Annotated in this window: 8 protein-coding genes and 1 pseudogene; all 9 read right to left on the bottom strand. The window is 55.7% G+C overall.

Going from position 1 to position 12,613, the window contains the following annotated elements:
• Positions 1 to 272: pseudogene (locus tag WB650_RS00560) on the bottom strand (hypothetical protein); the annotation flags it as partial.
• 13 nt (positions 273 to 285) lie between these two features.
• Positions 286 to 1,296, bottom strand: a complete 1,011-nt coding sequence (locus WB650_RS00555; protein ID WP_423959021.1) for an LLM class flavin-dependent oxidoreductase — start codon at positions 1,294 to 1,296, stop codon at positions 286 to 288.
• Positions 1,297 to 1,349: 53 nt separating this feature from the next.
• Positions 1,350 to 3,722, bottom strand: a complete 2,373-nt coding sequence (locus WB650_RS00550; RefSeq protein WP_422301879.1) for a xanthine dehydrogenase family protein molybdopterin-binding subunit — start codon at positions 3,720 to 3,722, stop codon at positions 1,350 to 1,352.
• 20 nt (positions 3,723 to 3,742) lie between these two features.
• The gene (locus WB650_RS00545; RefSeq protein ID WP_422301877.1) at positions 3,743 to 4,993 is read right to left on the bottom strand and encodes an aminotransferase class V-fold PLP-dependent enzyme; all 1,251 of its coding nucleotides are present in this window, start codon (positions 4,991 to 4,993) and stop codon (positions 3,743 to 3,745) included.
• A gap of 65 nt (positions 4,994 to 5,058) precedes the next feature.
• Positions 5,059 to 6,198, bottom strand: coding sequence for an XdhC family protein (locus WB650_RS00540; protein ID WP_422301875.1), 1,140 nt, complete (start codon positions 6,196 to 6,198; stop codon positions 5,059 to 5,061).
• A gap of 28 nt (positions 6,199 to 6,226) precedes the next feature.
• Positions 6,227 to 8,650, bottom strand: coding sequence for a xanthine dehydrogenase family protein molybdopterin-binding subunit (locus WB650_RS00535; protein ID WP_422301873.1), 2,424 nt, complete (start codon positions 8,648 to 8,650; stop codon positions 6,227 to 6,229).
• Positions 8,613 to 9,629: an LLM class flavin-dependent oxidoreductase gene (locus WB650_RS00530; RefSeq protein ID WP_422301871.1), complete on the bottom strand. Its 1,017-nt coding sequence runs from the start codon at positions 9,627 to 9,629 to the stop codon at positions 8,613 to 8,615. Before WB650_RS00530 ends, WB650_RS00535 begins: the two co-directional genes overlap by 38 nt.
• Entirely contained in the window at positions 9,626 to 10,078 is a 453-nt protein-coding gene (gene sufU, locus WB650_RS00525) for a Fe-S cluster assembly sulfur transfer protein SufU (protein WP_422301869.1), read from the bottom strand. The genes WB650_RS00530 and sufU overlap by 4 nt, the downstream gene beginning before the upstream one ends.
• Complete coding sequence (locus WB650_RS00520) at positions 10,062 to 12,593, bottom strand: efflux RND transporter permease subunit (protein ID WP_423959019.1); 2,532 nt, start codon at positions 12,591 to 12,593, stop codon at positions 10,062 to 10,064. The genes sufU and WB650_RS00520 overlap by 17 nt, the downstream gene beginning before the upstream one ends.
• Positions 12,594 to 12,613: the final 20 nt, after the last annotated feature.

Here is a 12,613-nt window from a genome sequence, read left to right as displayed (position 1 = left end):
ATCGTGGTGACTCCGCCCGCTGCCGACGACTGCGACTCGCTCTGTAAATTCGGCTCGAGCCCATTGTGCGGATAGTGCAGATGCATGTGCGCATCGACCAGCCCGGGAATTAGATGCTTGCCAGAAGCGTCGATCACGTTCCTGGCTGATGGCAACGCCCCGGCTTCTTCAGCAATCGCCGAAATTTTCCCTTTACGGATAGCGACGCCGCCTTTGAAGGTGCGGTCATGGGTCACGATGGTAGCGTTCTTGATAACGGTATCGGCTTCCATTCTTCACTTCACCTCATTGAACATGTGGCATAACCTTGTCGGCCCAGAGATTGATTGAATTCAACACTCGCTCGTGCGGAAGACCCGGGAACTTCATTCGCATGACAAAATCAGTAACTCCCAGTTCGTTCTTATACTTGAGGCATTCCTTGACGCAGGTTTCAGGACTGCCGACGATAAATCTGCTGCGAAGAAGTCCAAGGGCCCGCTCGTCACCGGGCGGAACTGAATTGCCGTCGTCGTCCAGCATGTGTCCCCACTGCAGGTATTCGCGGTAGACGTAGAGCATAGGTTCGCGGGCTTCTTCCCACGCCTTCTCGTCGGTTTCGGCGCAATACACCTCGCGCATCAGTGGGAACGAGATGTTAGTGGTGGGCTTCTTGCTTTCTTTGAGAGCCGTCTTGTAGTCGGCGACTCTCTCCTTCAGCATCTTGAGCGATGTAATCGGATCCGCAAACCATGCATCTCCGACTTGCGCCGCCAGACGCACCGCGCTCTTCTTCTTGGCCGCGACCCAGATCGGCGGGGCAGGCTGTTGTTTGGGTTTTGGACGAACCATGACGTCCTTGTAGGTAAAGTGCTTGGTCTGCAAGTTGACCTTCGGTTGAGTCCACAATGCGCGGATCGCTTCGACACTTTCCCGCATTCGGCCCGGCCTGTCAGACAGAGGGATCTGGAACGCGTCAAACTCCTCCTGGCGGTATCCTTGACCGACACCCAGTGTAAAGCGGCCGTTGGAGATTACATCGAGTACCGCGCCGTGCTCGGCCACGTGCAAGGGATCGTAAAGAGGAAGAATGATTATGCCTGAGCCTATGCGGATCTTGCGGGTTTTCATCGCAATCGCGCTCAAGGTTACAAACGGCGCCGGGAAGTAACCATTCTCGACCAAGTGATGCTCGCTTACGAGCGCGGTACCGAAGCCGCGCTGCTCAGCCAACTCGATCTGAGCAAGAGAGTCGGCAAACGTCCGATAGCCGTCGTTGTGCTCGACCTGATACGAATAAATGATGCTCCAATTCATTGATCTCGAAGAGCCCTCCTATAACGGCCTTTCTCCAATGTTCGGGTTACGTCTCAACTTCCGGCGCCCCTGCTTTGCGGATGTGCGAGCTTCCACACCATCTCGGGCGCAATCGGCAAATTTGTGATTTTGGCTCCGTAAGGGGATAGCGCATCCGCTACCGCATTGGCTATAGCGGCGGGCGGCGCAATCGCTCCGCCTTCACCCATACCTTTGACTCCATGCACGGTCAATGGGGTCAAGGTCTCGATATGTCCAACATCTATATGTGGAACGTCTGCCGCGGTCGGAACCAGGTAATCCATGAAAGATGTGGTCAGTAGCTGCCCACCATCGTCATACTGAAGGTGTTCGTAAAGGGCAGTACCGATTCCCTGAGCGACGCCACCGATCACCTGCGCCTCGACGATCATTGGATTGACCATCTTGCCGCAGTCTTCAACGACTACGTATCGCGCCAGTTTGACGTGCCCGGTTTCGATATCGACTTCGACCTCCGCAATATGCGTCGCATTGGCGAAGGTCGCTGGTGGCGGGTCATAGTAATGAGTTCCCTCGAGTCCGGGATCCTCTCCCGGCGGCAGTTTCCAAGCGGACCAAACGGCAGCCTTAGCCAGCTCCTTCACAGTAACTGATTTGGCCGGCGCACCCTTTAGTTGAACCTTGCCAGGAACCAACTCGAGATCGGCCGCACTCACCTCAAGCATATGAGCTGCGATCCGAAACATCTTTTCCTTCACCTTAATCGCAGCGTTCACGACCGCTCCGCCGCCTGCGACTATGCTTCTGCTTCCCCAGGTTCCCCAGCCGTACGGTGTCGACTGAGTATCCCCTTGTACGAAATTAACATCCTTGACCTGCACGCCAAGTTCGTCCGCGATGAGCTGGGCGTAGGTAGTATGATGACCTTGGCCGTGGGAAAAAGTTCCCACTGTGACCACTACGCCCCCGCTGGGATCCATCCGCACGTTAGCCGAGTCGTAGGCGCAGTGATCGATCCCCAAGGGCGTCCAGTAGCGAGTTCCGAAAGTCGTCATCTCTATGTAAGTTGAGATGCCAATGCCAAGGTGGCGGCCCTTTGCGCGGGCTTCGGATTGGCGACGTCGAAATCCGCCGTAGTCGATCAGATCAACCGCTTTTTGCAGGGCGTCGGTCGAGCTGCTGGTGTCATAGTTAAGGCCGGTAACGGTGGTGTAGGGAAATTCTTCGGGACGGATCAGGTTGCGCTGCCGAATGGTGACGGGATCGAGTTTCAACCGGCGCGCCGCGATGTCCATCATGTGTTCCTGGACAAACACCGCTCCCGGCAAGCCTACGCCGCGATACACGCTGAGCGTGGTCTTGTTGGTCCATGCGGTCACCACCTCATATGCGTAGTCCGTGATTTTATAGGGACCAGGGAGAGCTGCTGCGAGCTGCAATGCTTCAAACGGCGATGGCCAGGGATCGGCACTGTAGGCGCCAAGGTCGCCAATGATTCGGGCGCGGATGCCCTTGACGATACCGTCGTTATCGAAGCCCATCTCGCATTCGACAATATCTTCCTTGGCGTGAAACGAATTGAGAAAATGCTCGCGGCGATCCTCGATCCACTTCACGGGTACCCCGGTTTGTTGCGCGAAGTAACAGATCAGGGCTTCCTCCGGAAATACGTGACACTTGAGACCGAAACCGCCCCCCACGTCGGGACCGATCACGCGAAGTTTCTGCTCCGGGAACTGCATGATGTCGGCGACGCGAGTGCGCACAAGATGAGGCGTCTGTGTCGACGTCCACAACGTGATGTCGCCGGTCGGCATCAACATGGCGAGAGTCGCCCTGCCCTCCATTGGGATGGCAGCGTGACGATTGGTATGAAAGCGCTCCCGCAGAACGAATGCGGCTTGCTTGAATGCAGCGTCAACGTCGCCGCCGCCGCCGCCAACTTTCATCATCACGTTGGTGCCCAAGTCCTCATGAATCAGGGGCGCACCTGGCTTGAGCGCGGCTTCCGGATCGACGACCGCGGGCAGCACGTCGTAGTCGATTTCGACCAAGCCGGCAGCGTCCTCGGCGATGTATCTGCTGGCGGCCAAGACCGCGACGATCGGTTCGCCTACGTAACGCACCTTTCCGGTCGCCATGCAGGGCCACGCGCATTGCCTGAATACTGATTTCGGGAACACCTCCTCGCGAAACGGGATACCCATCGGTTTCAGCGCCTTGGAGACTTCATCACCTGTGAAAATTCGATGGACCCCGGGCAATCGTGAGGCTGCACTCGAGTCAATACTCTTGATCCGTGCATGCGCATGGGAACTGCGAACGAATGCAACGTGAAGAGTTCCGGGTAGATGAAGATCATCAACGTAAGAAGCTCTCCCGTGAAGGAAGCGCGGATCTTCCACCCTCTTGACACTGCTACCTACTTGTTTTGTCACCGCCATCGGAAACTACCTCGTCAAATTCAGAGCGGGACTTCGCGGGACCTGCCGCGTTTGTGGAAGAATTGGCGTGCGGTGCGCAACGCGTCGACCAGGCGATCGACGTCGTCGTGATCGTTGTATAGGTAGAAGCTCGCTCTCACGGTCGCAGGAACTCCAAGCACCTTGTGAAGCGGTTGAGCGCAGTGGTGCCCGGCGCGGACGGCGACTCCTTCGCTGTCGAGGATCGTTGCGACGTCATGAGGATGTATGTCGGTCATAGAGAAACTGACGATTCCATTGGAACCGAGAGAAGGTTTCACGCATTGGATTCCCTCGATTTTTTCGAGCCTCTTCCATGCTGCATCCGCCAAAACCTTCTCATGCTCAGCGATAGTCTGCATCCCTACCGCCGACAAGTAGTCAATCGCAGTAGCAAGGGCGACAGCGCCAGCGACGTTCGGCGTTCCAGCCTCGAACTTCAGTGGAATGTCGTTCCAGGTAGCGGTTTCCAACTCGACTTCGAGCACCATTTCGCCACCTGTCATGAACGGCGGCATCTGTTCCAGCAATTCCCTGCGGCCGTATAGCACTCCTATGCCCATCGGACCGAGCATTTTGTGCCCCGAAAAGGCGAGAAAATCGCAGTCCAACTGGTGCACATCAACCGGCAGATGCGGCACGCTTTGCGCGGCGTCGATCACGACGGCGGCGCCGACCTGCCTCGCCATACGCGATAGCGCCGCAACGTCAACGATAGTTCCAGTCACATTAGACTTATGGGTTATCGCGACGATCTTCGTGCGAGGACCTATGATGGATGCCGCCGTCCTCATGTCGAGCTGCAAATCACGGGTAAGCGGGATAGCACGGACCTTGGCGTCGCTCTGCGCGGCTGCCTGCTGCCACGGAACCAGATTACTATGATGATTGAGAACTGTGACGACGATTTCGTCACCTGGAGCGAGGCGTGAACGGGCGAAAGCGTACGCGACAAGATTGATGGCTTCGGTGGTATTGCGGACGAATATTATTTCGCTTGGGTGCTCGGCACCTATAAACTCCGCCACTTTTTCTCGCGCGCGCTCATAAAGGTCGGTAGCTCGTTCAGCCAGCGTGTGAACGGATCGATGCACGTTCGAATTGGCGATCTGATAAAAGTTTGCGAGCGACTCGATCACTACACGAGGCTTTTGAGAGGTCGCCGCGTTGTCCAAGTAGACAAGCGAATTGCGTCCGATCTTTTGCTCAAGAATCGGAAAATCGGGACGCAGCGATTTCCCTATGCCAGCCAAAGCATTGTCACCTTTTGAATTTGGCAGTTGGGCAAACTGGGCCAATGCATTTCACTTGAAACCACTCAAGCCGCCTGATGGATAGGCTTGTTTTTTTCGCGCAATGGCAGTCCGCTACGCTTGTTTTTGACTGCCAGCAGTTCCGAAAGCACCGAGATCGCAATCTCTTCAGGGCTGTCGGCGCCAACGTCGAGTCCTATGGGAGTTCTGATCGCGCGAACTTTCTCTTCATTAAGTGTGAGTCCTTGTGCGCGCAGATCGCTGATCATTTTTTCGGTTCGCACGCGCGGTCCCAGCGCACCGATGTAAGTCAGCTCGAGCGGGGAAGCAAGGAGCTGCCCGAGAATGATTCGATCCTTCAGATAATGATGATTCATCAGAATCACCGCCGGACGACCTTCCTGAGAGACGCGCTGGGAGAACTCTTCGGGTTGCGCACAAACGATCTGATCGGCGTCGGGAAACCGGTCGGGTGTGGCAAACTTCGCTCGACTATCGATCAAGGTCACCACCAATCCCATTTGCCTGGCAAATTTAACCATGGGAATAGCGTCGTGTCCGCCGCCGACCACGAGTAGGCGTGTGGGTGGAATGAGGGCGTCAACGAATATCTCGTAAGCAGCGGAGTCCCAGTCAATGGTAACCTTGCGTGACGGTCGAATAGTTTCGTCGGTGACGATTGTTTGGGCGCGACGAGCCGCGAGAGAATCGAGGCCACGTGCACCCAAGGTACCTATTATCTTGCCGTCAGGATCGACAATCATGCGGCGCAAGGTGGTCAGCCGTTCGCCGTCCTTGGCGAGTAGGGTGACCACCGCGCATCGTTCGCCATTGTCGACCCGACGCATCATTTGGTCGAACAGGGCTTTGCCCTCTCCACTGCGCCACCATGCCATCGGTTCGATCAAAACCTCGACCGAGCCATTACAGCCAAGGCCCAGGCCCCAAACATTCTCGTCTTCAGCGCTGGTATCGTAAAAGACCATCTGCGGCTGGTTACGTTCAACTACTTCGAGCGAGACTTCGTAGGCGTCACTCTCAAGGCAGCCGCCGCTAATCGAGCCGATCATGTGTCCGCCAGCAAGACAAAGCATCTTGGCGCCTTCACGGCGATAGGTGGATCCATTGGTTCGCGTGATAGTGACGAGAGCTCCACCTTCGGGCTCATCGATCATCCGCCGCATTTCGTCGATTATTTCTCGCATTGGCCTATGACTCTAAAGACCCGAGGCCTCAACTGGTAGTAAGTGCGTGCACTACTTCCGGAGACATGGGAAGCGTGTCGATGGTCTTCCAACCAAAAGATGACAGCGCGTCGCATATCGCGTTTGCGATTGCCGGCGGTGGCGCAACCGCCCCACCTTCACCCATACCTTTGATACCACCTACCGAGATGGGACAGGGCGTCTCAATATGACCGAACTCTAGCGGTGGAACATCTGCGGCAGTCGGAATCAGATAGTCCATCAAAGATGTCGTGAGGATCTGGCCACTCTCGTCGTAACGAAGATGCTCATACATCGCCAGTCCGATGCCCTGCGCAACACCGCCTGCTATCTGTCCCTCGACAATCATGGGGTTGATCATGCGACCGCAGTCCTCGACCACCAGGTAACGGACGATCTTCACAAAACCAGTAGCAGGATCGACTTCAACGACCGCAACATGTGTAGCGTTGGCGTATGGGGTCGGGGCTTTGTAGTAGTTAGACGCTTCCAGACCGGGTTCTTCCTCGGCAGACACGTCAGCGGTGTACACCGCCGCTTGCGCGACATCGCGAAGCGTCATGCTCTTGCCCGGGACTCCTTTGACCGAGATTTTGCCGTCCTTGACTTCAATATCACGCGGACTCACCTCCATCAGGTTGGCTGCCACCCGTACCATCTTCTCCCGAATCTTGCTGGTGGCGTTAATTACGGCCCCGCCACCTGCAACGGCGCTGCGGCTGCCCCACGTCCCCCAACCATAAGGAGTCATGGCGGTATCACCTTGAACAAAGGTCACGTCCTCGACCTTGCAGCCCAAGCCATCTGCAATTAACTGAGCATAAACGGTGGCATGACCCTGGCCATGAGAGTGCGTTCCCACAGTTAGAGTGACGCCACCATTGGGATCCACGCGCAGATGCGCGGAATCGTAACCCGATACGCTCTTGAAGCCAATATTTTTCCAGTAGTCGAAGCCAAAGGTTGTCATCTCGATCATCGAGCTGAAACCTATACCCAAATATTTGCCTTTTTTGAGACCTTCCGCCTGCTCCTTGCGAAACTTCGCGTAGTCAATCATCTTCACCGCCATGTCGAGAGATTCGCGCGGACTTGCACTGTCATAGTCAAGTCCGGTTGCGGATTTGCAGGGAAAATCGCTGCTCGACATGATGTTCTTGCGGCGCAACTCCACGGGATCCATCTTCAGCCTGGAGGCCGCGAGATCCATGATGTGTTCCATCGTGTACTGGCCGGCCGGCAGTCCCACGCCGCGAAATACGCTTGAAGTCGTTTTGTTGGTCGCGACGGCCATAGCTTCGACCCGCACGTTTGTGATCTTGTAAGGACCCGGACAGGCCAAGGCCGCCTGGAGAGGTTCGAACGAAGGCGTCCATGGATAGGAGGTATAGGCGCCAATATCGCCTATGAACTTTGCCTTGAGACCTAGAATGGTGCCATCCTTCTTCAGCGCGAGTTCCGCGTAACAGAGTTCATCTTTAGCGTGGTAGGAGCCGTAGAGATTCTCGCGGCGGTCTTCGATCCATCTGAGCGGACGGCCCATCTCGCGAGTCAACAATGAAAGAATCAGTTCTTCGGGGAAGATGTGGCATTTCAATCCGAAGCCGCCCCCTACGTCAGGACTTATCACGCGAATGGTATGCTCGGGATAGTCGATAGCTTCAGCAATCTTAGTACGCACCATGTGCGGCATCTGGCTCGAGGTCCACACCGTCATCTGTTTGAGAACCGGGTCGTGAAACGCAACCACTGCGCGCGCTTCCAGGGGAGAGGCGCAGTGACGGTTCATCTGGAAGCGCCCTTTCACGGTGACATCAGCCTCGCTGAAAGCCTTGTCGACATCGCCGCTCTCTATCAAACTGCCGTTTAGCATCAGGTTGTCGCCCCACTCTTCATGGATAATAGGCGAGCCCGGCTTTGCCCCTTCCTCTGCATCAAGCACCGGCGTCAGCGGTTCGTACTCGACGTCGACCAACTCGACGCCGTCCTCGGCGACGTAACGGTTGGTACCCACAACTGCAGCAACTATATCGCCTACGAAATTAACCTTATCGACTGCGATGCAGTAGAAGTTGCACGCCTTATACTTTCCCGGAAATTTCTCGGGTGGTATTTCCACCCTTATGGGCTTGCAGAGTTTTTTCGCTTCTTCGCCGGTCAGTACGCGAAACACTCCCGGATGAGCCAAGGCCTTGCTCACGTCGATGGATTTGATTCGCGCGTGCGCATAGGTGCTTCGAACAAATGCGACGCCCAGGGTTCTCGGCAATTTCAGGTCTTCGACGTAATTCGCTTGGCCCCTGAGGAAGCGGGGATCTTCAACTCGCTTGACGCTCGCTCCGAATCCACCTGCTACTGGCATGATTGTTCTCCTTGCTCTGTTAACAGCAGCTCTAGTTCCGGCTGACTTGGGGCAGTATTTTTTGCCCAAATAGCTGGAGAGACTTCATTGCGTTTTGATGCGACAGTCCGGGAAATCTCATCTTCATGATGAGATAGTTTGGATCAAGCATCTCGCGCAGCTTAGCGATGTCTTCCAGACACCGTTCAGGCCCGCCCCAAGTGAAACGCTCCCTGACTATCTGCTCAAGAAGATCTTCGCGGTCCGGCGGGATCGGTTTACCCTCATCGTCGACGAGATGTCCCCAGCGTAAATAATTGCGGTAGCCGTTGATCATCGAGTCGCGGCCATTTCGCCACGCGGTATCGTCGTCGTCCGCGACCAGAAATTCCCGGTAATAGGCAAACGTCCGATCAGCCGGATCAAAGCCAGCCGTGCGAATCGCGTTTTCCCAATAAGTTCTATTGCGCCGAATAATCGACACCGGAGTAATCGGATCGGCGAACCAGCCGTCGCCGACCTCGGCGGCCAATTCAACTGCGCGACGCTTCTTTGCAGCCACCCATATTGGTGGCGCAGGCTTTTGAACCGGTTTCGGACTAAGTGGCAACTTTTTGGTTTGAAACTGCTTCCCGTTGAAGGTAACGCTCTGCTCAGTCCATAAACGGCGAACCAGCGTGACGCCTTCCCTGAGGCGTCCTGGGCGGTCGCCAAGAGGAACGCCGAAGGCACTGAATTCTTCCGGCCGGTAGCCCTGTCCTACACCCAGAATTAGCCTGCCGCCTGAAATGATATCGAGAACGGCGCAATCTTCAGCGACGTGCACTGGATTGTACAGGGGCAGCAGAAGGACGCCGGTGCCGATTCTGATCTTGCTGGTTCTAGCAGCAAGGTAACTCAGCGACATGAGAGGCGACGGGAAAAAGCCGGTGTCTACAAAATGATGTTCGCTGATGAATACCGACTCAATTCCAACCTGTTCTGCCAGCAACACCTCGTCAATGGCTTCGTGGAAGACATTGGCGGCCCGGTCGCCTTCGAAACTGTAGACCAGCCCAAAGTGAATCATGCTAACACTTCACATGCCTTGCGGAGGGCTTCCCAAGGTAACAGCGCACATCGAATACGAACCCTGTACGCGCGTATCGAGCGAAGAGCGTCGAGGTCTCCGAGTGAGACCGCGTCGGAACCGCGCATCATCGCCTCGAAGTCGCGGCTGATTACCGATATTTCCTGCGCGTCCCGGCCTCGTACCGCCTCGCTCATCAGAGATGCGGAGGCTTTCGAGATCGCACACAAGTGGCCCTGGTAAGTCACCTCGTTCACCTTGCTCTGGTTACCCTTGAGGTAGATTGTCACTTCATCCCCACAAACCGGATTCACTGCAGAAGCTTTGCTGCTTTCGCCTTCCATCGGCCGGTAGTTGCGCGGATCCTCATAGTGCCTTTTCAACGTCTCGGGGTAGATGTCATTCAAGCGGCCACTCATTGAAGCTATCGGCTCAGTGACCTTGCGCACTCCTGAGAGGTTCGAGTTGAGCCTGCTGAGGTGCGATCGCGGTGGACGTCCTGCCTATAATCGTTCTGCCGCCGAACCACGACCACACGATCGGCGAAACCACCGCGCTGGTGATGAAGCACAGGGCGAGTACCAGGCCCATGCCAAATCCGACGTAGCCGATGTACAGCGGGATTGGAGCCAGCACCCAACATCCAAGTATTAGCGCTCCGTTAGACACCAGAAGGGCGCGTCGTATTTTTACATAACCCTGCACCAGGGCTTCGCGGAAGTCATGCAGGCGGAGGTATTCCTCGCGCACGCGGTACAACAAATAGACTTCCGAATCGATCCCGACTCCGCTGGCGATAGCTAACGCCGCGGTAGCATTCGAATTGAGTTCGATTCCGCAGGTGATCATTAAGCCCAATGCCGCGATAGTACCGAGAACAAGCGGCACGATCAGCAAGGCCGGCAGTAGAATCGATCTGATGAACGGAATAGAGAGCAGGAATGTTCCGAGAAAACCCAAAAGCGCACTAACTATAAGATAATACTTGATGTTGCTGTTGAATGCCTGGGCTATACCCACGGCGCCGCCAGCGACACCCACATCGACCGGCAGGCCACGGAAGAGGGTATCGGCTTCGCTGCGCGTATTCTCGATCAAATTACGGACTGTTATCGGATCCGTACTTGCGCAGTAGCCGGTTACAACGCAAGAGTTATAGTCTTCGCTGAATAGCCAGTCGTATGCGCCTGGCGTGATAGCCTCGAAAGCCTCCAATCCTTCTCCAATTTCCTGTTTGGTGGTCGGCACGTGCGCGTAGGCTTTGTCGAGACCGTGAACAAACTCGTACCGGGCAGTGATATCGAGTGCAGGATCGGCCACATAGCCGACACTCTTCTCATCGCGCATAAACTTGGCAAGTTTGTCTACTGCGCCCATTACAGCGGGATCTTCGAGCGACTTACGTACCCCGGGCTTACCTTCGATCAGGACGGTCATCGGATAGACACCGCCGAACCGGTGAACAATCTCCTGCTCCATATGAAAAATGGCACTGCGGTTCCAGGAGCGCGTGAGATAGTTGTGGATTGCGTAGGTATTGTTCTGACCGATCGGAGTCTTTGCGATATCGCGGCCCAGGAAGGCCGTTGCCGCAACAGTCACAACCAAAATGGCAACGCCTACCGCGGGGCGATCGATGATAGCGCGGATCAACTTTTCGAGCCAGATATCGGTTGATGATGCTCCAGTGTTTTTGGCCGCGTGAAAATGCTCGCTCTCAAGCTCCTTCATCGTGATGGAACTCAATGCCGGGATCATCATCACGAATTCGTCAAAGGTCAGGGAGGCAAGCCCCAGTCCGGTTACTATTCCCAGTGCTCGAACGTTCTCGAAGGGAATGGCCGCCATGATTGCGAAAGGAACTACGTCGCACAGCAAGGACACCAACATAGGCCGCAATCGGCTCACGAAGGTGCTTATGATCGCATCTTCCACATTTCCGAGTCGTGGATATTCTTCGAAAAAGAACCGCGTCAGGAATTGTACAGAGTGACAGGCGCCGGCCGCCACGACAATGAACGGCGCCAGCAGTGCGGCAGCCGAATAAAGGGTGTGGCCGAAAAACAGACGATACAACCCAAAGCCCATCAAGGCGCCGAGCAGAGCCACCCGCATTGGTAGAAAGACTCCGCTGAACGTGCGAAAGCCGTACAATAGAGTAAGTCCGATAATTAAGAGAAAAAATCCAAACGCAATGACTACGTAGCGGAGACCGTCGCTATTCACCCAGCCGACGATGATGGGCGTGCCGGCAGCGCGCAGAGTGATGCCGGCACGTTCATTGGCCTTCAGAGTGGCCGTAATCGACTTATAAATTGCCACCGGCTCCGTCGTGGCCAGTTTGGAACCCGGTCGCGCTTCGGAACGGAAATCGGACAGAATCAGCGCGGACTTCTTGTCTTTGGAGACCAGTGTCCCATAGACCATAGGGTTAGTGGTCGCGCCCTCTTCGATATCTTTCACCTGTTTGTCAGTGTGAGGATATTCGGGCATGAGCGGAGCAATGACCATTTCTTCGTCTGGGGTCCCGGCGCCAAGAAAGGAAAAGTGCTTCGCCTCCAACGCCGCAATCGACCGAACCGCGTAAGGTATGACGCCAGGTATGTCATAGAGGGAGTCATTGACGTCCTTGATCGTCTTGAGGTTCTCGGGAGTGAAGATAGTGCCGTCCTTGACGCTGAATTCGATACTGACCGAATTTCCGCCGCCGAAGTGATCGGATATCTTACGGTTCAATTGCACGAATGGATCGTTCTTCGGCGGCCAGGCATTTGGATCGTCGTACAGCCGCATCCCCGCGATTGCCCAAATGCAGGCCCCGAAGACCACGATTTGAAGTACCAGAGCTCCTTTTCGATGCCGGATCAGGAAACGAGCCAGCTTCGCCAGGCGCGCATCCATGCCAGTATAGGTGAGGCGAGCCCCGTCGGTGGGGCCCTGCCCCGCACTGGTCTGTTCATTCATGAGTAACTACTCCCGCGCGT

The organism is Binatus sp. (SeqCode) (assembly GCF_049584895.1).
Classification (GTDB): Bacteria; Desulfobacterota; Binatia; order Binatales; family Binataceae; genus Binatus.
Note: the sequence above shows the minus strand (reverse complement) of the source record. Positions and strands in the feature narration are given on the sequence as shown.

Excerpts from the sequence above, each read along its gene's own strand:
- WB650_RS00555 (WP_423959021.1), bottom strand. The coding sequence starts at position 1,296 with ATGAATTGGAGCATCATTTATTCGTATCAGGTCGAGCACAACGACGGC.
- WB650_RS00550 (WP_422301879.1), bottom strand. The coding sequence starts at position 3,722 with ATGGCGGTGACAAAACAAGTAGGTAGCAGTGTCAAGAGGGTGGAAGAT.
- WB650_RS00540 (WP_422301875.1), bottom strand. The coding sequence starts at position 6,198 with ATGCGAGAAATAATCGACGAAATGCGGCGGATGATCGATGAGCCCGAA.
- WB650_RS00530 (WP_422301871.1), bottom strand. The coding sequence starts at position 9,629 with ATGATTCACTTTGGGCTGGTCTACAGTTTCGAAGGCGACCGGGCCGCC.
- WB650_RS00520 (WP_423959019.1), bottom strand. The coding sequence starts at position 12,593 with ATGAATGAACAGACCAGTGCGGGGCAGGGCCCCACCGACGGGGCTCGC.